Annotated in this window: 21 protein-coding genes; 12 read left to right on the top strand and 9 right to left on the bottom strand. The window is 63.1% G+C overall.

All coding sequences use genetic code 11. The annotated features are described in order from the left end of the window. Positions 1–52 precede the first annotated feature (52 nt). The 7 genes from CDO35_RS14005 to CDO35_RS13975 all read left to right on the top strand — a co-directional run bounded on the left by CDO35_RS14005 (position 53) and on the right by CDO35_RS13975 (position 8,819). Positions 53–1,567 (top strand): amino acid ABC transporter permease/ATP-binding protein, encoded by a 1,515-nt coding sequence (locus CDO35_RS14005; RefSeq protein WP_099525321.1) that lies wholly within the window; start codon positions 53–55, stop codon positions 1,565–1,567. Continuing rightward, positions 1,564–2,286: a class II aldolase/adducin family protein gene (locus CDO35_RS14000; RefSeq protein ID WP_099525320.1), complete on the top strand. Its 723-nt coding sequence runs from the start codon at positions 1,564–1,566 to the stop codon at positions 2,284–2,286. The genes CDO35_RS14005 and CDO35_RS14000 overlap by 4 nt, the downstream gene beginning before the upstream one ends. Before the next feature lie 146 nt (positions 2,287–2,432). After that, complete coding sequence (gene speB / locus CDO35_RS13995) at positions 2,433–3,392, top strand: agmatinase (RefSeq protein WP_099525319.1); 960 nt, start codon at positions 2,433–2,435, stop codon at positions 3,390–3,392. Between the two features lie 76 nt (positions 3,393–3,468). Beyond that, positions 3,469–4,875 (top strand): YjiH family protein, encoded by a 1,407-nt coding sequence (locus CDO35_RS13990; protein ID WP_099525318.1) that lies wholly within the window; start codon positions 3,469–3,471, stop codon positions 4,873–4,875. A gap of 21 nt (positions 4,876–4,896) precedes the next feature. Continuing rightward, a complete protein-coding gene (locus tag CDO35_RS13985) occupies positions 4,897–6,498 on the top strand; it encodes a 5-guanidino-2-oxopentanoate decarboxylase (RefSeq protein WP_099525317.1) in 1,602 nt (533 codons plus the stop codon). Positions 6,499–6,655: 157 nt separating this feature from the next. Then, on the top strand, positions 6,656–7,996 hold the full coding sequence (locus CDO35_RS13980; RefSeq protein ID WP_099525316.1) for a purine-cytosine permease family protein: 1,341 nt from the start codon (positions 6,656–6,658) through the stop codon (positions 7,994–7,996). A gap of 91 nt (positions 7,997–8,087) precedes the next feature. Beyond that, positions 8,088–8,819: an MBL fold metallo-hydrolase gene (locus CDO35_RS13975; RefSeq protein ID WP_099525315.1), complete on the top strand. Its 732-nt coding sequence runs from the start codon at positions 8,088–8,090 to the stop codon at positions 8,817–8,819. Positions 8,820–8,824: 5 nt separating this feature from the next. On the opposite strand, the gene CDO35_RS23100 is transcribed toward CDO35_RS13975, so the two are convergent. Further along, on the bottom strand, positions 8,825–8,956 hold the full coding sequence (locus tag CDO35_RS23100; RefSeq protein ID WP_256579289.1) for a PA1414 family protein: 132 nt from the start codon (positions 8,954–8,956) through the stop codon (positions 8,825–8,827). A gap of 87 nt (positions 8,957–9,043) precedes the next feature. After that, positions 9,044–10,762 carry a bifunctional isocitrate dehydrogenase kinase/phosphatase gene (gene aceK / locus CDO35_RS13970; protein WP_099525314.1) on the bottom strand — a complete coding sequence of 573 codons (1,719 nt, stop codon included), beginning with the start codon at positions 10,760–10,762 and terminating at the stop codon, positions 9,044–9,046. Between the two features lie 224 nt (positions 10,763–10,986). Between aceK and CDO35_RS13965 the strand changes: the two genes are divergently transcribed. Beyond that, complete coding sequence (locus tag CDO35_RS13965; RefSeq protein ID WP_099525313.1) at positions 10,987–11,877, top strand: DMT family transporter; 891 nt, start codon at positions 10,987–10,989, stop codon at positions 11,875–11,877. A 102-nt stretch (positions 11,878–11,979) separates the two neighbouring features. Here CDO35_RS13965 and cysK read toward each other — a convergent pair whose 3' ends face one another. Then, positions 11,980–12,951, bottom strand: a complete 972-nt coding sequence (gene cysK / locus CDO35_RS13960; RefSeq protein ID WP_099525312.1) for a cysteine synthase A — start codon at positions 12,949–12,951, stop codon at positions 11,980–11,982. 128 nt (positions 12,952–13,079) lie between these two features. Between cysK and CDO35_RS13955 the strand changes: the two genes are divergently transcribed. The 3 genes from CDO35_RS13955 (at position 13,080) to CDO35_RS13945 (ending at position 16,504) form a co-directional block, all read left to right on the top strand. Beyond that, positions 13,080–14,162 (top strand): DUF748 domain-containing protein, encoded by a 1,083-nt coding sequence (locus tag CDO35_RS13955; protein ID WP_099525311.1) that lies wholly within the window; start codon positions 13,080–13,082, stop codon positions 14,160–14,162. Between the two features lie 145 nt (positions 14,163–14,307). After that, positions 14,308–15,153 carry an AAA family ATPase gene (locus CDO35_RS13950; RefSeq protein WP_079784028.1) on the top strand — a complete coding sequence of 282 codons (846 nt, stop codon included), beginning with the start codon at positions 14,308–14,310 and terminating at the stop codon, positions 15,151–15,153. 172 nt (positions 15,154–15,325) lie between these two features. Further along, positions 15,326–16,504, top strand: coding sequence for a vWA domain-containing protein (locus CDO35_RS13945; protein WP_099525310.1), 1,179 nt, complete (start codon positions 15,326–15,328; stop codon positions 16,502–16,504). A gap of 57 nt (positions 16,505–16,561) precedes the next feature. Here the strand turns inward: CDO35_RS13945 and CDO35_RS13940 are convergent, their stop codons facing one another. The 6 genes from CDO35_RS13940 to CDO35_RS13915 all read right to left on the bottom strand — a co-directional run bounded on the left by CDO35_RS13940 (position 16,562) and on the right by CDO35_RS13915 (position 20,482). Next, complete coding sequence (locus tag CDO35_RS13940) at positions 16,562–16,972, bottom strand: hypothetical protein (RefSeq protein WP_243699087.1); 411 nt, start codon at positions 16,970–16,972, stop codon at positions 16,562–16,564. Continuing rightward, complete coding sequence (locus CDO35_RS13935; protein ID WP_099525308.1) at positions 16,969–18,033, bottom strand: DUF2167 domain-containing protein; 1,065 nt, start codon at positions 18,031–18,033, stop codon at positions 16,969–16,971. The genes CDO35_RS13940 and CDO35_RS13935 overlap by 4 nt, the downstream gene beginning before the upstream one ends. Before the next feature lie 158 nt (positions 18,034–18,191). Then, positions 18,192–18,716, bottom strand: coding sequence for a DUF2937 family protein (locus tag CDO35_RS13930; RefSeq protein ID WP_099525307.1), 525 nt, complete (start codon positions 18,714–18,716; stop codon positions 18,192–18,194). 4 nt (positions 18,717–18,720) lie between these two features. After that, entirely contained in the window at positions 18,721–19,494 is a 774-nt protein-coding gene (locus tag CDO35_RS13925) for a class II glutamine amidotransferase (RefSeq protein WP_099525306.1), read from the bottom strand. Positions 19,495–19,498: 4 nt separating this feature from the next. Beyond that, a complete protein-coding gene (locus tag CDO35_RS13920; RefSeq protein ID WP_099525518.1) occupies positions 19,499–19,945 on the bottom strand; it encodes an HIT family protein in 447 nt (148 codons plus the stop codon). 63 nt (positions 19,946–20,008) lie between these two features. Continuing rightward, complete coding sequence (locus CDO35_RS13915; protein WP_099525305.1) at positions 20,009–20,482, bottom strand: MFS transporter; 474 nt, start codon at positions 20,480–20,482, stop codon at positions 20,009–20,011. A 105-nt stretch (positions 20,483–20,587) separates the two neighbouring features. Between CDO35_RS13915 and CDO35_RS13910 the strand changes: the two genes are divergently transcribed. After that, positions 20,588–22,630, top strand: coding sequence for a S9 family peptidase (locus tag CDO35_RS13910; RefSeq protein WP_099525304.1), 2,043 nt, complete (start codon positions 20,588–20,590; stop codon positions 22,628–22,630). Positions 22,631–22,695: the final 65 nt, after the last annotated feature.

Here is a 22,695-nt window from a genome sequence, read left to right as displayed (position 1 = left end):
GTGCTCACTCCGGCCAGCGGCCTTTTTTCGGCTTGAGTCGCAGGTGCCCCATATGCCGTTCGAATGGAGCTATTTCTTCTCCCTGTTTTCCATGCCGGCCTTCTGGGCTGCGTGTTGGACGGTGGTCAAACTCAGCAGCCTGGCCTGGCTGCTCGGCCTGGTGCTGGGCTTCGGCCTGGCCAGCGCCAAACAGGCCAGCAGCCGCTGGTTCAGCGCACCCGCCGCGATCTACGTGTGGTTCTTTCGCAGCGTGCCGCTGCTGGTGCTGCTGATCTTCGTCTACAACCTGCCACAACTCATCCCGGCCAGCGGCAAGGTGCTGTCCAACCCCTTCTATGCCGGCCTGTTCGCCCTGGTGCTGACCGAAGCGGCGTACATGGCGGAGATTCACCGTGGCGGCCTGCTTTCGGTGGCCAAGGGTCAGCGCGAAGCGGCCCGCGCTTTGGGCATTGGACGACTCGGCGCACAGCGGCTGATCGTGGTGCCTCAGGCCTTTCGTATCGCCCTGCCGACCCTGACCAACGAGTACGTCACCATCGTCAAGCTGACCTCGCTGGTCTCGGTAATCTCTCTTAGCGAGTTGCTGCTGGTCGGCCAGCGCCTCTACGCGCAGAACTTCCTGGTGCTGGAAACCCTCGGCGCCGTGGCCGTGTACTACGTGCTGATCGTCAGCCTGTTCGGCTGGGGCCTGCAGTACCTGGAGCGCCATCTCGACCTCAGCCGGCGTAAGCCGAGCACCCTGAGCGACGCGCAGATGACCGAGCTGCGCAGTAGCCTGCCGCAGGTGACGGCCGGTAGCGCGCAGATTCGCCAGTCCGGCGCCCCGGCGGCGCTGTATCTGAGCAACATCCACAAGCACTACGGCGACCACCATGTGCTCAAGGGCATCGACCTCAGCGTGCAACCCGGCGAGGTGATCTCCATCATCGGCCCGTCCGGCTCCGGCAAGACCTCGCTGATCCGCACCGTCAACGGCCTGGAAAGCATCGACGAAGGCGAGATCGTGCTGTTCGGCGAAGCCTTCATCCAGGCCGGCGATCGCCCCGAGAACCGCCGCCAACGTGAAGGCGTGCGGCGCATCGGCATGGTGTTCCAGAGCTTCAACCTGTTCCCGCACCGCACCATCCTCGACAACGTGCTGCTCGCGCCGCGCTACCACGGCCTGGGCAATACCGTCGACCTGCGCCGGCAGGCCCTGGCGCTACTGGACAAGGTCGGCCTGCTGGCCCATGCCGACAAATACCCGCACCAGCTCTCCGGCGGCCAGCAGCAGCGCGTGGCCATCGCCCGCGCCCTGGCGATGAAGCCGGACGTCATGCTGTTCGACGAGCCCACCTCCGCCCTCGACCCGGAACTGGTCGGCGATGTGCTCGCGGTGATCCGCGACCTGGCCCGCGAGGGCATGACCATGCTGATCGTCACCCACGAGATGGACTTCGCCCTGTCGATTTCCGACCGCGTGCTGTTCATGGAGGACGGACACGTCCAGCTCGACGCCTCACCCGACGCCATCCGCACCGGCAATCACGAACGCGTACGCCGCTTCATCGGCCTGGAGAACGCATGAACGACATCGCCACCCTGCGCCGCGACCTGGCCGCGGCCTACCGCCTGGCTGCCCTGTTCGGCTGGGACGACACCCTCTACACACACTTTTCCGTGCGCCTGCCAGGCGACGGCGAGCCGCGCTTTCTAATCAATCCCTTCGGCCTGTTCTTCGAGGAGATCCGCGCCAGCGACCTGATCGTGGTGGACATGCACGGCAAGGTGGTCGAGGGCAACGCCGAGTACAACGTCGCCGGCTTCACCATCCACAGCGCCGTGCACATGGCCCGCGACGACGCCCACTGCGTGATCCACACCCACACGCTGGCGGGCATGGCGGTGGCCGCGCAGGACGCCGGCCTGCTGCAGCTCAACCAGATCAGCACCGAATTCCACGGGCGTCTGGGCTACCACGCCTATGAAGGCGTGGCGCTGGATCTGGACGAACGTGCACGCATCCAGGCCTCGCTGGGCGACAACATCGCCCTGCTGCTGCGCCACCACGGCCTGCTCAGCGTCGGCGCCAGCGTCGCCGATGCCTTCTATGTCATGCATTACCTGAACCGCGCCTGCGAGATCCAGCTTGCCGCCATTGGCGGTGGCCAGCCGTGCAGCGAGATCCCCGCGCACCTGGCGCAGCACGCCTGCGAGCAGCTGCAGGGCGCCGAATGGCAGCGCCAGCTGATCTGGCAGGCCTGGTTACGCAAGCTCGATCGCCTCGATTCCAGCTACCGCGACTGATGTGCATGCCACGCCAACCCTTATGAGCCGGGGCTTACAGCCTTACTTCAAACAATCCTGAAGTAAGTTTTTGCCCCAGCCGATTTTTCCCAGCACCTGGCCGGTCAAGACTCCGGCCACAACCAGAACGAGCCTGAGGCCTACCCATGGACAAGACCTTCCACCAGCCCCTGGGCGGCAATGAAATGCCCCGCTTCGGCGGCATCGCCACCATGATGCGCCTGCCCCACATCCAGAGCACCGAGGAAAAACGCCAGCTCGACGCCGCCTTCGTCGGCGTGCCGCTGGACATCGGTACCTCGCTGCGCTCCGGCACCCGCTTCGGCCCGCGCGAGATTCGCGCCCAGTCGGTGATGATCCGCCCGTACAACATGGCCACCGGCGCCGCGCCCTTCGACTCGCTGAACGTGGCCGATATCGGTGACGTGGCGATCAACACCTTCAACCTGCTCGACGCTGTGCGCATCATCGAAGAGGCCTACGACGAGATCGTCGAACTTGGCATCAAGCCGCTTACCCTGGGTGGCGACCACACCATTACCCTGCCGATACTGCGTGCGCTGCACAAGAAACACGGCAAGATCGGCCTGGTGCATATCGACGCCCACGCGGATGTGAACGACCACATGTTCGGCGAGAAGATCGCTCACGGCACCACCTTCCGCCGTGCCCAGGAAGAAGGCCTGCTCGACAGCGAGCGCGTGGTGCAGATCGGCCTGCGCGCCCAGGGCTACACCGCCGAGGACTTCAACTGGAGCCGCAAGCAGGGCTTCCGTGTGGTGCAGGCAGAAGAGTGCTGGCACAAGTCGCTGGAGCCGCTGATGGCCGAAGTACGCGAGAAGGTCGGCGGCGGCCCGGTGTACCTGTCCTTCGACATCGACGGCATCGACCCGGCCTGGGCGCCCGGCACCGGCACCCCGGAGATCGGCGGTCTGACGACTATTCAGGCCATCGAGATCATTCGCGGCTGCCAGGGCCTGGACCTGATCGGCGGCGACCTGGTCGAGGTCTCCCCACCTTACGACACCACTGGCAACACCTCGTTGCTCGGCGCCAATTTGCTGTACGAAATGCTCTGCGTGCTTCCGGGAGTTCAGCGCCGCTGATCCATGGCTTTTATGCCCGTTCGGGTGTCCCAGACGACACCCAATATATTCAAACAAAAATAATCAAGGTGACCTGATGAATCGCGAAGACACTGCCCCGGTGCTGGACAAGCAGCCGCCAACCAACGACCCTGCCGCGCGACCTTACGACCTGCGCCAGTTTCTTATTTTCCTGATCCCTTCCCTGCTTGGCGTGCTGCTGTTTCTCACCCCCATTGTCTATGAAGAGAAGGTGACCATCGGCCTCGGGGTCATGGCCGATGCACTCAAGGCCGCTGTAAGCGAACAGTTGCCAGCCATCGCCACCGGGCTGCTGATCATCTCCGCAGTGCTGGGCGTATTCGGCAGCCTGCTCAAGCCGCGCTGGGTCACCGAGCGCCGCGCGCTGGATGATCTGTTCAACCTGCATCCACTCTGGCTCGGCCTGCGTGTGGTCGGCGCGCTGTTTGCAGCCATGACCTTCTGGCAGTTCGGCCCTGAATGGGTCTGGAGCGCCAACACTGGCGGCGTGGTACTGAAAGACCTGGCGCCGGTACTGATCACCTTCTTCCTGGTCGCCGGCCTGATTCTGCCGCTGCTCACCGACTACGGCCTGATGGAGTTCTGCGGCACCCTGGTGCGCAACGTGTTCCGCAAGATCTTCGGCTTGCCGGGGCGCTCGGCCATCGACGCCATCGCCAGTTGGCTTGGCTCCGGCACCGTTGGCGTGCTGATCACCGCCCAGCAGTACCAGAAGGGTTTCTACAGCGCCCGTGAAGCGGCGGTGATCGCCACCAACTTCTCCATCGCCTCGATCGCCTTCAGCCTGCTGATCACCAGCTTCATGAAGCTCGATCACCTGTTCGTGCCCTTCTACCTGACCGTGGTGGTCGCTGGCCTCGCTGCCGCCATCATCACCCCACGCATCCCACCGTTGTCGTGGAAGAAGGACGAGTACGTCGCCGGCGTCGGCAAGCAGATTCAGGAGGACGTGCCGGCCGGCACCTCGCTGCTGCGCTGGGGCCTGACCCAGGCCGTTCAGCGCGCCAATGCCAATCCCTCTCCCGTGCAGATGGTGAAGATCGGCGTACACAACGTGGTCGACATCTGGCTCGGTTTATTGCCGCTGGTGATGGCTATCGGCACCGTGTCCCTGGCGATTGCCGAGTTCACACCGATCTTCAACTGGCTGTCCTACCCCTTCGTCCCACTGCTCGAAGCCCTGCAGTTGCCAGAAGCGGCCAAGGCGGCACCGGCCATGCTGGTGGGTTTCGCCGACATGTTCCTGCCGGCAGTACTGGGCAAGGGCATCGAAAGTGAGCTGACCCGTTTCGTGGTGGCCTGCGTGTCGCTGACCCAGCTGATCTACATGTCTGAAGTGGGCGTGCTGATCCTCAAGGCCAAGCTGCCGCTGAACCTGCTGGAGCTGTTCGTCATCTTCATCATCCGCACCCTGATCACCCTGCCGATCATCGCGCTGATGGCGCACTGGATCGTTGGCTGACGCCGACACAAGGACCTGACCATGACCACCTGCGGCGAATTTCTCGTCAAGCAACTCGAAGCCTGGGGCGTCGACACCGTGTTCGGCATTCCCGGCGTGCACACCGTCGAGCTCTACCGTGGCCTGCCGGCCAGCGGCATCCGCCATGTCACCCCGCGCCACGAACAGGGCGCGGGCTTCATGGCCGACGGCTATGCGCGCGTCTCGGGCAAGCCCGGTGTGTGCTTCATCATCACCGGGCCGGGGATGACCAACATCCTAACCGCCATGGGCCAGGCCTACGCTGACTCGATCCCGATGCTGGTGATCTCCAGCGTCAACGAGCGCGAACGCCTGGGCCTGGGCAAGGGCTATCTGCACGAGCTGCCCAACCAGCGGGCGATGACGGCAGGCGTCACCGCCTTCAGCCACACCCTGATGAGCGTCGAGGAGCTGCCCGCCATCCTGTCCCGCGCCTTTACCGTGTTCGAGGGCGAGCGGCCGCGCCCGGTGCACATCGAGCTGCCGCTGGACATCATCACCGCCGACGCCTCGCACATGTCCCTGGCGCCGCGCCCGACGGTGCGCCGCCCGGCGCCGAACCGCACGCTGATCCGCGAGGCCGCCGGGCTGCTCAAGCAGGCCGAGCGCCCGTTGCTGCTGCTCGGTGGTGGCTGCGTCGCCACCGAGGCCGAGGCCCGCGCCCTGGCTGCCGCGCTGGATGCACCGACTGCCTTGACCATCAACGCCAAAGGCCTGCTTCCGCCGGGCCATCCGCTGCTGCTGGGCAGTAACCAGTCGCTGCGCCCGGTGCGCGACCTGGCGCTAGAGGCCGACGTGGTACTGGCCATCGGCACCGAGCTGGGCGAGACCGACTACGACGTGGTGTTCGACGGCGACTTCCGTCTGCCTGGCCGGCTGATCCGCGTCGACATCGACGGCCAGCAACTGCAGCGCAACTTCACCCCGCACCTGGCGATTCAGGGCGATGCGCGCTTGGCTATGCGCATGTTGCTGGCCGAGTTCGCCCCCCGTCAGCCAGGCGAACACAGCCCCGGCGCCCAGCGTACTGCTGCCGTGCAGGAGCGGCTGGCAGAGGATTTCAGTGATTGGGCGCACTACCGCCAGTTGTTCGACTGCATTCTCGAGTCCCTGCCCGATGCCCGCTTCGTCGGTGACTCGACGCAGACCGTGTACAGCGGCAACCATCTGGTCGAACTGGACGGCGCGCGGCGCTGGTTCAACGCCTCCACCGGCTACGGCACCCTCGGCTACGGTCTGCCGGCAGCCATCGGCGCCAAGCTGGCCGAACCTGCGCGGCCGGTGATAAGCCTGATGGGTGATGGCGGTATTCAGTTCACCATCGCCGAGCTGGCCAGTGCCGTAGAGGCAAGGGTCGGTATCATCGTGCTGCTGTGGAACAACAGCGGCTACGGCGAGATCAAGCGCTACATGCAGCGCCGCGAGATCACCCCGATTGCCGTCGACATCTACACGCCTGATCTGCTGGCCATCGCCCGGGGCTTTGGCTGCGCCGCCGAGCGTGCGCGCGACCATGCCCACCTGGCCGAGCTGCTGCGCAGCGCGCCCGAAGATCGCCCCTTGATCATCGAAGTGCAGGAGACTGCGCCCTTTCATCCCTGACTAGATCAATCGCGGCTAAAGCCCCTCCCACGGAAATCGAGGTGCCCCCGTGGGAGGGGCTTTAGCCGCGAGCCCGCGTGACCATAACCACAAGATTCAGCTGTACCACTGACTGCCGCCCACCAATACCAATAATCAAGCATCGGGGAGTCGTTCCATGTTCAAGAATCTCAGCCAGCATTTCGGCCAGGACGGCCTTGCCCCAACCGACAAGGCGCATCGCAGCCTAGGCCTCGGCGGCACCATCGCCCTGTGGCTGGGCGCCAACGTGGTGGTGACCACCATCCTCACCGGCATGCTGCTGGTGCCGGATCTGAAATTCACCCAGGCCATGCTCATCGTGCTGATCGGCTCGGGCATCGGCATCCTGCCGCTGGTACTGGTCGGGCTGATGGGCCAACGCTCGGGCCTGACCACCATGGTGCTGGCACGTGGCAGCTACGGCTCGCGTGGCGCCAAGCTGCCGTCACTGGTCAACCTGCTGACCCTGCTCGCCTGGAGCTGGATCCAGGCGCTGCTGGCCGGCATGAGCCTGAACTACGCGGTGGAACATCTGACCGGTTACTCCAACCTGCCGTTGTTCACCATCCTCTGCGAGACCCTGGTGCTGCTGATCGCCCTGCGCGGTCATCTGGGCATCGAACGCGTCGAGCGCTGGGCCGCCATCGGCATGCTTCTGCTGGCCGGCGCGGTGTTCTACGTGATGGGACAGAAGTTCGAGTTCGACAGCCTGCTGGCCATGCCGACCGAGCCGCGCAACGAAATCACCCCCGGTATCGCATTCGATATCGTCATCGCCACCGCCTTCTCCTGGATTCCACTGGCCGCCGACTACAACCGCAACTGCCGCAGTCAGGGCGTGGCTGGGGTCGGTACCTGGGTCGGTTATGTCGCCGCCACCCTGCTGGCCATGGGTCTGGGCGCCACGGTATCCGGCTTCTCGGTACTGACCGGCATGGAGCAGACCTACGACCCGGCCGTGCTGTTGGCTGGTTTCGGCTTCGGCTTGCCGGCGGCCATCGTGGTGTTCCTCTCGGTAATGACCACCAATGTCATGTGCGTCTACAGCGCTTCGCTGTCGTACCTCAACATCAGCCCGAAAACCCCATTCTGGAAGCCGGCACTGTGCATCGGCGTGCTGTCGATCCTCGGCTCGCAGATACCCGGTATCCTCGACAATTTCCAGAGTTTCCTGCTGGTGATCGGCAGCGTGTTCATCCCGGCCTTCGCCGTGCTGATCGCCGACTACTTCCTGATCCACAAGGGCGACTACGCCGTGGACGAACTGCTCAGTGAAGATGGCGGCCGCTATCGTTACCTGAACGGCTTCAACCCTGCGGCCTTCGTCGCCTACGGCCTGGGCGCGATGTTGGCTTACTACTGGGGCTGGGTCTCGCCGCTGGCCTGGGGCGCCTCGCTGCCGGTGTTCCTGATTACCGCTGCCAGCTACGCGGTATTGCGTCGCTGGGTGCTGGTGCCGCGAGCACAGCTGGCGTAGCGTGATAACAACCGTGGCGGGTTGCACCCGCCCTACTCGTCATACGAACCTGTAGGGCGGGTGCAACCCGCCAGTGAGGTAAGTTCCGGTCATGAAAATCGTCAGCCGCGACCGCTGGTTCGAGGTGGAGCACCGCCACGACGGCATCTGCCTGATCCACGAGCCCTACGTACGCCCCTTCTATCGCTGCAACATGTGGCATGTGCAGGGGCGCGAGCATGACGTGCTGATCGACTCCGGCTCCGGGCTGGTCAGCCTGCGCGAGCAACTGCCCTGGCTGACCGAAAAGCCGCTGCTGGCCGTAGCCAGCCACTGCCACTTCGACCATATCGCTGGGCATCACGAGTTCGATGAGCGTCTGGTGCATCCAGCCGAGGCTGACATTCTCGCCGCGCCGGACGGCGCCAATACCCTGGCTACGGATTTCGTCGGCGACGACATGTTCGAGGCGCACCCGGATTGCCCGCTGTGTTACGCCGAGTACCGCGTACGCGCAGCGCCGGCCACGCGTCTGATCGAAGATGGCGACGTGCTGGACCTGGGTAATCGGGTATTGCAGGTGCTGCACACACCCGGTCATTCACCGGGTGGCATCAGCCTGTGGGAAGCGCAGACGCAAACGCTGTTTTCCGGCGACATCCTCTACGACGGCCCGTTGATCGAGGACGCCTACCATTCGAATCTGGAGGATTACGCACAGAGTCTTGCGCGCTTGCGCGAACTACCCGTACGCACCGTGCACGGCGGGCATTTCGGCAGTTTCTCGGGACAGCGGATGCGCGAGCTGATAGGCGCCTGGTTCGACGCCCATCGACTCACCTGAGCGTTTCAGCGACGCTGACGCGCTTCGCGACTCAGGCGCTCCTGCTCGGCTTCGCTGATACGAATTGGCTGAGGTTGCGGGACAAGGCCAAGGGCCTGCAACAGGGCTTGCAGTTGTTCTTGCAGCTTGGCGAGCATGGGTACGACCTCCTGCCAAGTAAAGGGAAGAGCCAGCGGCTCATTTATCAGATTAGGCCGGACAAACCGGATTTCAACCAGGCGCCGTCAAATTACCGGGCTCTTGCGCCGATAAGGGAACACGTCGATCACCTTGCCTGCGCGAATCGCCTCCTGCAACTGTTTCCAGTAATCGGCTTCGTACAGGTTGCCATGCAGCTGGCTGAATAGCCGGCGCTGCTTGATATCGGCGAACAGGAACGGCGGAAACTCTTCGGGGAACACGTCCATCGGCCCCACCGAATACCAGGGTTCGGAACTCATCTCGTCCTCGGGAAAGCGCGGCGGCGGGATGCGGCGGAAATTCACCTCGGTGAGAAAGCAGATCTCGTCGTAGTCGTAGAACACCACGCGGCCATGACGGGTAACACCGAAGTTCTTCAGCAGCATGTCGCCAGGGAAGATATTGGCTGCAGCAAGCTGCTTGATGGCCAGACCGTAGTCGTCCAGCGCCTCACGCACCTGCGCCTCGTTGGCACTTTCCAGGTAGAGGTTGAGCGGCGTCATGCGTCGCTCGGTCCAGCAGTGGCGCACCAGCACAGTGTCACCCTCCACCACCACGGTCGACGGCGCCACCTCCAGCAACTCGGCCAGGCACTCCGGCTCGAACTTGGCCTTGGGAAAGCGGAAGTCGGCGAACTCCTGGGTATCGGCCATGCGCCCTACCCGATCCACGCTTTTTACCAGGCGGTATTTCTCGATCACCGTGTTGCGATCCACCGTCTTGGCATGGGCGAAACGGTCCTTGATGATCTTGAATACGGTATTGAAGCCCGGCAGGGTGAACACGCTCATAACCATGCCGCGCACACCGGGCGCCATGATGAAGCGGTCATCGGTACTGGCCAGGTGGCCGATTAGCGCCCGGTAGAACTCGGACTTGCCGTGCTTGTAGAAGCCGATCGAAGTGTACAGCTCAGCAACGTGCTTGCCTGGCAGGATGCGCTTGAGAAAGCCGACGAACTCGGCCGGGATGGCCACGTCCACCATGAAGTAGCTGCGGGTGAAGGAGAAGATGATCGACACCTCCGCCTCGTCAGTGATCGCCGCATCGGCCTGGATACCCAGCCCTTCGCGGTGCAGCAGCGGGATCGCCAGCGGCCACTGCTCCTCACGGTTGTAGATGCGCCCGATCAGGTAGGCGCCCTTGTTGCGATACAGCACCGAGGAGAACAGCTCGATGCACAGCTGCGGGTCCTTGCAAACCCAGTCCGGCAGGCTGGCGCGCAGTTGCTCTTCCAGGCGCTGCAGGTCGCGAGGCAGGTCCTCGTAAGGAGCATCGAAACGGTAATCGTCGAAGATCGTCTGCAGTGCCAGGTGCAGCTCGCCAGAAGGCCGGTAGCTGCGCGTCTGCGCCGCGCTGGGCTGGTTGCGTAGAGACGGCCGCGTGGTGTGGATGAACATGCAGCCATCGCTGATCTGGTCATGGCTGAACAGGCTGCAGAAGATCGAGTTGAACCAGGTCTCCGCCAGTTCGTCGTCGAAGCGCAGGTCGATCAGGGAGATATAGGCGCTCTTGACCAGCGGCCACTGGCCGACTTCCAGCAGCGAAGCATCGAACCCTTGCAACAAGTGCTCGCGGGTTTCTGCGACCTTCTCTTCGTAGAGGTTGATGCGCGCCGCCGAAGCCTGCTGCGCCTCCTGCCATTGCGCCTGCTCGAAGCGCACGCGCGCGCCATCGGTGATCTGGCGAAAATGCTCGCGGTAATCATCGAACCCCTCGAGGATCAGTCGAGCGATCTCGCCAGCCGGCCATTGCTGCCCCATTACGCATGCCTCATCTGCAGTGATCAGCCGAGCTTAGCCGACAACACTGGCCTGGATGCAATCAGAGATCACCGGGTAAAGCTTGCGGGATTGCTCATCGCGGCTAAAGCCGCTCCCACATTCTCATGCGCAGCACCGCCACACATATTCGAAAGTGCAATGCGGATTGCCAGAACCCCGCCCAGCGGCAACACTCTCGGCCCCACCCAGCCGGATACTCCGCCTTGCGTACCGCCGACCTGCTCCGCCTGCTGCTGCTCGCCGCCATCTGGGGCGCCAGCTTCCTGTTCATGCGCGTTGCCGCCCCCGTGTTGGGAAGCATGCCGACCGCGTTCTTTCGCGCCAGCTTCGGCGCGCTGGGGCTGCTCGCACTGCTTTTGCTGCTGCGCACGGACTGGGACTTTCGCGGCAAATTTCGCATCTGCCTGGGTTTAGGCGTGATCAATGCCGGCCTGCCTTCAGCCATGTATTGCCTGGCGGCATTGATCCTACCGGCTGGTTACTCGGCGATCTTCAACGCCACCACTCCGCTGATGGGTGTATTGATCGGCGCACTGTTTTTCCATGAGGGCATCACCCGCAGCAAGGCGGCGGGCGTATTTATCGGTCTGCTTGGCGTTGCGGTGCTGACTCGCACCGGCCCGGTGGCCTTCGACCTGCAACTGCTGCTCGGTGCCGGCGCCTGCCTGGTGGCCACCACCTGCTACGGCTTTGCCGGCTTTCTTACCCGGCGCTGGATCGGCCAACAGGGCGGCCTGGACAATCGCCTCACTGCCTTCGCCAGCCTCGCGGGTGCCAGCCTGTTCCTGCTACCGCTGTTCGGCGGCAGCCTGGCGCTGCAACCGCCGCCGAGCTGGGGCGGCATTGAGGTGTGGCTGTCGCTGGCCGGCCTTGGCCTGGTCTGCACCGCGTTCGCCTACGTGCTGTATTTCCGTTTGCTGGCCGATATCGGACCGATCAAGGCCAGCACCACCACCTTCCTCATCCCGCCATTCGGCGTGCTATGGGGCGCTTTGCTGCTGGGTGAGCCACTGAGCTGGGCCTACATACCTGGCTGCGTGTTGATCGCGTTGGCGCTGTGGCTGGTGGTCAGGCCAGCCGTTGCCAGAACGTAGGGGGCGCTGCGCGCACCGAGCCCGCTGCGAAACCATCCCGCTGCGCGAGGCTCTACGAAAAAGCCGCCCGAAGGCGGCTTTGATCACGAGAGCTGGCAACTCTTACTGCTGCAACTCCTGCTCGGTGAACATATCGCTGAACAGCATGCTCGACAGGTAGCGCTCCCCGGAGTCCGGCAGGATTACCACGATGGTCTTGCCCTGCATCTCCGGTTTCTCCGCCAGACGCACCGCCGCCACCATCGCAGCGCCGCAAGAGATACCGCAGAGAATGCCCTCCTCACGCATCAGGCGCAGGGCCATGGCCTTGGCGTCGTCGTCATTGACCTGCTCGACCTGATCGACCATCGCCAGATCGAGGTTCTTCGGCACGAAACCGGCGCCGATGCCTTGGATCTTGTGCGGGGCCGGCTTGACCTCGTCACCCGCCAGGGTCTGGCTGATTACCGGCGAACCCACTGGCTCCACCGCGACCGAGAGGATCGGCTTGCCCTGGGTCTGCTTGATGTAACGCGAAACCCCGGTGATGGTGCCGCCAGTCCCCACGCCAGCGACCAATACGTCGATGGCACCTTCGGTGTCACGCCAGATTTCCGGACCGGTGGTCTTCTCGTGGATGGACGGGTTGGCCGGGTTCTCGAACTGCTGCGGCAGGTAATAGTCAGGGTTGGCGGCGGCCAGTTCGTTGGCCTTCTCGATGGCGCCCTTCATGCCCTTGGCCGGCTCGGTCAGTACCAGTTCGGCGCCAAGGGCCTTGAGCACCTTGCGCCGCTCCAGGCTCATCGAGGCCGGCATGGTCAGCACCAGCTTGTAGCCACGTGCAGCAGCGACGAAGGCCAGGCCGATGCCGGTGTTGCCCGAGGTCGGTTCGACGATGGTCATGCCCGGCTTGAGCACACCGCGCTCCTCGGCATCCCAGATCATGCTGGCACCGATGCGGCACTTGACCGAATAGGCCGGGTTGCGCCCCTCGATCTTGGCGAGGATGGTCACACCTTTCGGCCCCAGGCGATTGATCATCACCAGCGGCGTGTTACCGATGGCCTGGGAGTTGTCAGCGAAAATGCGGCTCATGATTCCTTCCTAAGCAGATGGACGATGAATAAGGGGCACCAGCCTATGCCCAGGTGCAGCGTCAGTCCAGCCGAACAGAATGCCGCGCACGCAGTCCATCGAAGATAGATCACTCGATGGACTGTCCGATGAAACGACGCTACAGCTGGCCCCTCAGGGCTCTGCTTGTTGCACTGCTGCTGTTGCTGGCGGCGCAGCTTACGCTGCCCTGGTTGATCCGCGACTACCTCAACGGCAAGCTCGCCGACATGGGCGACTACCGCGGGCATATCGCTGATATCGACCTGGCCTGGTGGCGCGGCGCCTATCGCATCAACGACCTGCGCATCGTCAAGAGCAGCGGCGACGTACCCGTGCCGCTGCTCGACGCGCCGCTGATCGATCTGGCGGTAAGCTGGCGGGCACTGTGGTCGGAACACGCGGTGGTCGCGGAAGTGTTCTTCGAGCGCCCACAACTGAATTTCGTCGATGGCGGCGAAAACGACCAGGCCACCCAGACCGGTGCCGGCACCGACTGGCGCGATCAGTTGAACAAGCTGCTGCCCATCACCCTCAACGAACTGCGGGTGATCGACGGCCGCATCAGCTTTCATAACTTTAGCACCGACCCCCAGGTGGAACTGAGCGCTGACCAGGTCAACGCCAGCCTCTACAACCTCACCAATGTCGGTGACGAGCCGGGCGACCGCGTCGCGCACTTCGGAGGTCGCGCGCTGTTGCTGGAGCACGCGCCACTGGAAGCCGAGGCGACCTTCGACCCGTTCGAGCAATTCGAGGACTTCGAACTGCGCCTGCGCGCGAAGGACATCGACCTGACGCGCTTCAACGACTTCGCCCGCGCCTACGGCCGCTTCGACTTCAAACGCGGCAACGGCGACCTGGTGATCGAAGCGCAGGCCAAAAATGCTCAGCTCAACGGCTACATCAAACCCCTGCTGCGCGATGTCGAGGTGTTCGACTGGGAGCAGGACGTCGAAGACGAAGATAAAGGCGTACTGCGCTCGCTTTGGGAGGCCATCGTCGGCGGCAGCGAGACGCTGTTGAAGAATCAGCGCCGTGACCAGTTCGCTACCCGCGTCGAACTCAGCGGCAGCGTGCATGACCAGCAGACCAGTGCATTCCAGGCCTTCATCGCCATCCTGCGCAACGCGTTCGTCGAAGCCTTCACACCCCGCTACGAGCGCCCACCACCCCAGCAGGACGGCAGCTGAGCCGTAGTCATAAGCAGCGGTGACCGCCCATTCAGTGACTGAATACTGCGTCTGCGTTCACAGCCACCTGAGCTGCGCGTTATAGTCGCGCTCTGAATTTCTGCTGCGGGCCGGCCCCGCGCGTTACCGTTCCGAGGATTTTCCGATGAAGTTCGAAGGCACACAGTCCTACGTCGCCACCGACGACCTCAAGCTCGCGGTCAACGCCGCCATCACCCTGCAGCGCCCGCTGCTGGTCAAGGGTGAGCCGGGTACCGGCAAGACCATGCTCGCCGAACAACTGGCCGACGCCTTCGGCGCCAAGCTGATCACCTGGCACATCAAATCCACCACCAAAGCGCACCAGGGCCTGTATGAATACGATGCTGTCAGCCGCCTACGCGACTCGCAGCTCGACTCCGACAAGGTTCACGACGTTCGCAACTACATCAAGAAAGGCAAACTGTGGGAGGCGTTCGAGGCCGACGAGCGCGTGATCCTGCTGATCGACGAGATCGACAAGGCCGACATCGAGTTCCCCAACGACCTGTTGCAGGAACTCGACAAGATGGAGTTCTACGTTTACGAGACCAACGAGACGATCAAGGCCAAGCAGCGCCCGATCATCATCATCACCTCGAACAACGAGAAAGAACTGCCGGACGCCTTCCTGCGCCGCTGCTTCTTCCACTACATCGCCTTCCCTGATCGCGACACGCTGAAAAAGATCGTCGACGTGCACTACCCCAACATCAGCGGCGAGCTGGTGGCCGAGGCGCTGGACGTGTTCTTCGACGTGCGCAAAGTACCGGGCCTGAAGAAGAAGCCCTCGACCAGCGAACTGGTGGACTGGCTCAAGCTGCTGATGGCCGACAACATCGGCGAAGCCGTGCTGCGCGAACGCGACCCGACCAAGGCCATCCCGCCTCTGGCTGGCGCCCTGGTGAAGAACGAGCAAGATGTGCAGTTGCTCGAGCGCCTGGCCTTCATGACCCGCCGCGCTTCGCGGTAAACATCGGGCGGCTGCGCGTCGGCCAGGCTGCGTTGAGAGCAGGCTCGCAATGCTCATGTACAAAAGTACACTGCGCTTGCTCGCCTGCTCTCGCCTTGCCTGACTCTAGCTCGCCCTTCCTCTGGTGCGGGCAGTGGCCACAGGCAGTCACAGACTTTCATGAGGGCATAACATGCTGCTCAACCTGTTCAACGAAATGCGCGCGGCCAAGGTGCCGGTGTCGGTGCGCGAGTTGCTCGACCTGATCAACGCGCTCAAGCACAACGTCGTGTTCGCCGACATGGACGAGTTCTATTACCTGGCGCGCGCGATCCTGGTCAAAGACGAACGTCACTTCGACAAGTTCGATCGCGCCTTCGGCGCCTACTTCAAGGGCCTGGAAAACCTCAACGAACATATCGAGGCGATGATCCCCGAAGAATGGCTGCGCAAGGAATTCGAGCGCCTGCTGAGCGATGAGGAAAAGGCGCAGATCCAGAGCCTCGGTGGCCTCGACAAGCTGATCGAGGAGTTCAAGAAACGCCTCGAAGAACAGAAGGAAAAGCACGCAGGCGGCAACAAGTGGATCGGCACGGGCGGCACCAGCCCGTTCGGCTCCGGCGGCTACAACCCGGAAGGCATTCGTGTTGGCGATGCCGGCAAGCGCCAGGGCAAGGCCGCCAAGGTGTGGGATCAGCGTGAATACAAGAACCTCGACGACCAGGTCGAGCTGGGCACGCGCAATATCAAGGTGGCGCTGCGCCGCCTGCGCAAGTTCGCCCGCCAGGGCGCAGCCGAAGAGCTCGATCTGGACGGCACCATCGACCACACGGCGAAAGATGGCGGCCTGCTCAATATCCAGATGCGCCCGGAGCGACGCAACACGGTCAAGCTCCTGCTGCTACTGGATATCGGCGGCTCCATGGACGCCCACGTCAAGGTCTGCGAGGAGCTGTTCTCAGCCTGCAAGACCGAGTTCAAGCATCTTGAATATTTCTACTTCCACAACTTCATCTACGAGAGCGTGTGGAAGAACAACATGCGCCGCACCAGCGAGCGCACCTCGACCCTGGACTTGCTGCACAAGTACGGCGCCGACTACAAGGTGGTGTTCGTCGGCGACGCGGCCATGGCGCCCTACGAAATCACCCAGGCCGGCGGCAGCGTCGAGCACTGGAACGAGGAAGCCGGCTACGTCTGGATGAAGCGCTTCACCGAGAAATTCAAGAAGATCATCTGGATCAACCCCTACCCCAAGGACACCTGGAACTACACCGCCTCCACGGGCCTGGTGCGCGAGCTGATCGAAGATCGCATGTACCCGCTGACCCTGCAGGGTCTGGAAGACGGCATGAAGTACCTGTCCAAGTAAGGCATCGAGCCGCAATGAAAAACGCCGCGAACCCTGTAGAGGGTTCGCGGCGTTTCGCTATTCGGAGGCAGGCGCCTGGCTTGCATATTCCTGGGCCAACCGACCGAGCATCCTCTCGGTGTAGTCGAAGCAGTAGTCCAGTTTCTCGTGCGCCTTGAGATAGTCCACGGCGGAACGGAGCGACATGTCGCTCAGACATTTCTCGACCAGGGCGCTACTAATCGGCAACCCTTCCTCAGGCATATCGGGAATGCGCTCGCGGACGAAATCGGCGCTGGTGGCCAGTCGATTGGCATCGACGGCAAAGGCCCATTCACGCATGCTCGCGTCATGCAGCGTACCGCCACGATCCCAGCCGTCGGCGAAGCGATTCGCTTCGCCACAACCGGCGCTCAGCGTCAGTACAACGGCAACTGAGGTACCGCGTAACGCATCCCTGCAAATGACGCTACCACGCTTCAAACTCACCGCTTGTCCGCATCGTCTGGCTTGTTCAGGTCCATCACCGTCTGCGCCGGGGTCTGCAGAGGCTCTTCCGGCTTGCTCTCGGCATTGGCTACTGGCGCTTGCGACGCACTCGCCGCTTCGCTGGGAGCGTCCTTCTTACGCAGGCCGATGCGCTTGAACAGCCAACCGCCCAGCACCACCGGGATGAACCAGAACTTCTTCAGCAGTACCAGCAACAGCGCCAGCAAACCGGTCTTGGCCGCTACCTTACCAGCCACCAGCGCACCCAGGCCATAGGCCGCTACGGTGTCCAGGTCTGGGTCGAATTCGACATAGCGCTGGCCGGGGTTGAAATCGGTCGCAGCCAATACGGCCGGTACATTGGCTTCGATTTCCGCCAGTTGGTCCATGTTGGCGACGAAGTTCAACACCAGCACACCCTTACGGCCGAGCACGCGGATGTTGTAGTTCAGGGTGTTGGTCTCACTTTCACCGAACTTCAGTTCCTTGGCCCAATGCAGCTTCTTGCCTTCGGCATCGTAGCGTGGCGCTGCGGCCCAGCCGACCAGTTGTACCGGCTCGTAACCGTTCTCTTCACGCCAGGTGTTGGCCTCGCGCATGTCGGCCTGCATGTCCTTGAGCATGTCGCCATAGTCGATGTCAGCGGCGTCCTCGTCGGACACGTAGCCACTGTCTTCATATTCGACGGTCACACCCCAGGATTCATCGGCCAGCGGCGACACGCCGGCCGGCAGGATCATGCCCAGCGGCGGGACATCATCCGGCGGGTTGCCCCAAGCGTCGACCAGCAGGCGCTGGGCATTCTCACCGTCGAGAAACACCAGCGAATCGGGCAGGTTGAGGGTGGCAAGATCATTGCCCAGGACGACGCGGCCGCTCTTGAACTCCAGGCTGGCGACGAATTCTTCCGGGCTGATGTACTGCGCCGAATCATCGCTCTCGCTGACGTCCTCGCTGACCGCAGCGCTGTCTGGCTCGGTCTCGTAGTTGGCGTAGGCGGCACAGGTGAATGGCAGGACAGCAGCCAGCGCGGCTGCCAGGATCGAATCCTTGATCGACATGGAAACTCCAGTAACACGAGAGAGAGATAAATGTAACGCCGTATTACATTAACACGCCCTGCCTCGTGCCCAGGCGAACCAGTGCACTTTTTGTGGCTTTTGATCCCAGGCAACCAACCGCCGGATCAGCGCAAAACACGCCCGGCACTCGCCTGTCGTCAGTGCCAGTGCCGTTGCTGCGCTCGCCGGGTGCGGCCCGCTCCGAACAGCCAGCCGCACAGCACCACCAGCACCTCGACCAACCAGGCCAACAGCAAGGCGCTGATCACGCCCCAGAGAATTGCATCCGGGGTGAACAGCACCTGATAGCGGTACGCCTGCAGGGTTTCCTCGAACAACTCGTGATCGGCAGCGGTCGCCAGGTGCCAGGCCTGGGTGTACCAGGGGCCCTGCATGGCCTGCCATTCACGTTCGAGCAAGGCCGAGCGCTGCACCAGGTGACCGACGCTCTTGGCATCGCTGCGCATCACCGGGTCGTCGCTCACGCGATAGTGCGCTACCAGTGCGTCCATATCGCCCTTGAAGAAATTGCGCGCAGTTTCCTGAAAGCCTTTGAGGCTTTGCTGCGACTCCAAGCGATGGGCTTCGACGCGCTTGGCGTAGTCATCGATGAAACCCGGCACCTGCACGCCAGGTAACAGGCCGAAGGCGAACAACGTCAGACGCAGGTAGCTTCTAAGCATGGGGTCAGGCCTTGCCGTGAGTGATGCATTCGCCGCGTCGCCACAGGCGCCATTCGCCCGGCTGATACAGCGACCATTGTTCGTTGTCGGTCAGGGGTTCGGTGGCGATGACCGTCACCACGTCGTTGGGCGTGGTTTCCGACTGAAAGTCCACCTTCAGGTCGGCATCCTTGAGTTGCGCGGGGCCGAACGGCGCACGCCGGGTGATATGCGCCAGCTTGGTCGAGCAGAAGCTGAACAGCCAATCGCCATCGCTGAGTAGGCAGTTGAATACGCCAAGCTGACGGTAGCTGGCACACGCCGCCACCAGCACCGGCAGCAGCATTTCCACCGATACCGGCTCGGGAAAGGCCCGGCGCACGCGGTTGAGCAGGTCGCAGAACGCTGCCTCGCTGTCGGTCTCGCCTATCGGTCGGTAGAAACTGGTGGAGCCCTGCAGGCCGGCCAGTTGCCCGTTGTGTGCGAAACACCAGTTACGCCCCCACAGCTCACGGCTGAAAGGATGAGTGTTGACCAGGCAAACCTTGCCGACGTTGGCCTGACGAATGTGCCCGATCACCACCTCGCTCTTGATCGGGTAACGCTGCACCAACTGCGCCACCTCGGACTCACTGCTCGCCCGCGGGTCCTGAAACAGACGCAGGCCGCGCCCTTCGTAGAAGCCGATGCCCCAGCCGTCGCGATGCGGGCCGGTGCGGCCACCACGCTGCATCAGCCCGGTGAAACTGAACACGATATCGGTGGGTACATTGGCGCTCATGCCGAGCAATTCGCACATCGAATCAATTCTCCTTGCCGAGGATCAGACGCAGACGATCGGCTTCATCTTGCAGACGCACTTCGATTCGCTTGCGGCCCATTGGCAGAAAACGCACCAGCAATCGCCAGAGCAGCGCCGGCAGGTCGCCTGGCTGGCGTGGAATCAGGTGTAAATGAAGGTGGGGCACGTGCTGATTGGAATCCGGACCATCGTTGATCAGCAGGTTGATGCCGTTCTTGCCAAAGCCGGCCTCGCGCAGCGCGGCGGCGATACGATCGGCCAGTATCAGCAGACGCTCACGCACCGCCGGCGGCAAGTCACGCAGAAACGGTGCATGCAGACGACTGACGATCAACACATGGGCCGGCCGCATCGGGAAGATATCCAGCAGCACGATGAAATCATCGTCCTCATAAAGGCGATGAGCGGGTAGCCGTTGCTCGGCAATGGCGCAAAACACGCAATCCATCGGGCCTCCCTTGCACAAGGCCATCATGCTGAACGCCTGGGCCGACAGGCGCAAGGGGTCAGATCAAATACGCGGTTCCATGCGACCCGAACGATCACGCCCGTAATCGCGTGCTGGCAGGTCGCCGTCTTCCTCCATGCGTTCGCGCAAGGTACGCGGGTCTTCGTCGACCTCGGCCACCTGCTCGCCCTTGCGCCCCTTCCACCAGCGCTCGATGGGCCAGCGCACGGCGACGAACAGCAGGTATACGGCCAGCGCAATGAGACTGTAGAGCGCGAGATCGGCGACAGCACGCCAGGCGTTGTTGCCGACCTTGAGCAACACGTCCATGGCGGTGACCGCAAGAGCCGGCGCGAACAGCTCGCGCGTCGGGTCGACAATGGTAGGGCTGAACAGCAACACGGCCACCAGCACGGCGAGCGGCTCGCGCAGGTAGCGCCACATCCAGCTGGTCAGGCGCATCCACACCAACAGGCAACCCAGGGCAGCAATCCCGTAGGCCGCCCAGGCCATGAGGTAGTCGTTTTCATTCATCATAAGCAGGCGCCGGCGTGGCAGGTCTGGCAAAGGGGCGCTTATGATAACGGCTTTTGCCCAATGCGGCGCCCCCGCCGTCGCCCTCTCGTTCTCTGGAGCTACGCCATGTCCTCTGCCCCCATCGCCCGCCAGGAAGCCGGCAAAGATCCCTATCGCTGGCTGGAAAACCGCGACAGCGATGAGGTCCTGGCGCACCTGCAGGCAGAAAACGCTTATCTGGATGCCGTGCTGGAGCCGCAACGAGCTCTGCGCGAGCAACTGTTCGAGGAGATCAAGGGGCGCATTCGCGAGACTGACCTGTCACTGCCGACGCCCTGGGGCGACTATCTCTACTACCAGCGCACCACGGCCGGTGATGAGTATCCACGGCACTATCGCTGCCGCCGTCCTGCCGACGGTACGCTGCAGGTCGACAGTGCCAGCGAAACGCTGCTGCTCGATCCCAACGCGCTGGCCGACGGCGGCTTTCTTTCCGTCGGTGCTTTCAGCATCAGCCCCGACCAGCAGCTCCTGGCCTACAGCCTCGACAGCAGCGGCGACGAGATCTACCGCCTGTTCGTCAAGGAACTCGCCAGCGGCGAAATCAGCGAACTGCCCTTCGACGACTGCGACGGCAGCATGACCTGGGCCAATGACAGCCAGACGCTGTTCTTTACCGAACTGGACGAGACCCATCGCCCCTACAAGCTGTACCGTCACCGCCTGGGCGACGCCGCCGCGCAAGCCGTATTCGAGGAAATGGATGGCCGCTTCTTCTTGCACTGCTACCGCTCCAGCTCCGAGCGCCAGCTGATTCTGCAACTGGGCAGCAAGACCACCAGCGAAGTCTGGGTGCTGGATGCGCAACAGCCGCAGGGCAACTTCAGCTGCCTGGCCCCGCGCGAAGAAGACCATGAATATGACGTCGACCACGGCATGCTGGACGGCCAGTGGTGCTGGTTGATCCGCAGCAACCAGAGTGGCATCAACTTCGCGCTCTACCGCGCCACTGAGGACAAGCCGCAGCGCCCGCACTGGCAACAGATTCGCGCTCACGACCCGCAGGTGATGCTCGAAGGCGCCACCCTGAACCAACGTGCGCTTACCCTCGCCCTCCGTGAAGGCGGCTTGCCGATCCTCGAAGTACAGCCGCGGGGACTGGCGCCCTATCGCGTACAACTGCCGGATGCGGCCTACAGCCTCTACGTACAGGACAGCCTGGAGTTTCACAGCCCGGTAATCCGCCTGCGCTACGAAGCACTGAACCGTCCCGCACAGGTACGTCAGCTGGAGCTGGCAACGGGTGAACAGCAGGTACTCAAGCAGACGCCGGTAGAAGGCCCGTTCGATGCCGACGCCTATGAAAGTCGCCGTCTCTGGGCCAGCGCGGCCGACGGTACGCAGATCCCGATCAGCCTGGTAGCGCGCCGCGAGGTGTTCGCCGCCGGCAAACCGGCACCGCTCTATCTCTATGGTTACGGCGCCTACGGGGCGAGCCTCGACCCCTGGTTCTCCCACGCGCGCCTGAGCCTGCTGGAGCGCGGTTTCGTCTTCGCCATCGCGCACATACGCGGCGGCGGCGAGATGGGCGAAGCCTGGTACCGCGCCGGCAAGCTAGAGCACAAACAGAACACCTTCGACGATTTCATCGCCAGTGCCGAGCGCCTGGTCGCCGAGGGCCTGACCATCACTTCGCAACTGGCGATCAGCGGCGGCAGCGCAGGCGGTCTGCTGATTGGCGCCGTACTCAACCAGCGCCCCGAGCTATTCGCCGCCGCCATCGCCGAAGTGCCGTTCGTCGATGTGCTCAACACCATGCTCAACCCGGACCTGCCGCTGACCGTGACCGAGTACGACGAATGGGGCGATCCGAATCAGCCCGAGGTCTTCGAGCGCATCAAGGCGTACGCACCTTACGAGAACGTCCGCGCCCAGGCCTACCCGCCCATCCTCGCCGTCGCCGGTTACAACGACAGCCGCGTGCAGTACTGGGAAGCAGCCAAATGGGTGGCGAAACTGCGTCGCGACAAGACCGACGACAACCTGCTGCTACTCAAGACCGATCTCGGCGCCGGCCATGGCGGCATGAGTGGGCGTTATCAGGGCATAAAGGATGTGGCGCTGGAGTACGCGTTTCTGTTCCGTGTGCTCGGGATACCACACCCTTAGGAGCGGTTGGGCGGCATTGCGCTTCAGCAGCGAGACACCAAGCATCGCGGCTGAAGCCGCTCCTA

The sequence above is a fragment of the Pseudomonas sediminis genome (assembly GCF_002741105.1).
GTDB classification, from domain to species: Bacteria; Pseudomonadota; Gammaproteobacteria; order Pseudomonadales; family Pseudomonadaceae; genus Aquipseudomonas; species Aquipseudomonas sediminis.
The sequence above is the reverse complement of the archived record's forward strand: the minus strand, read 5'-3'. Positions and strand labels throughout refer to the sequence as shown.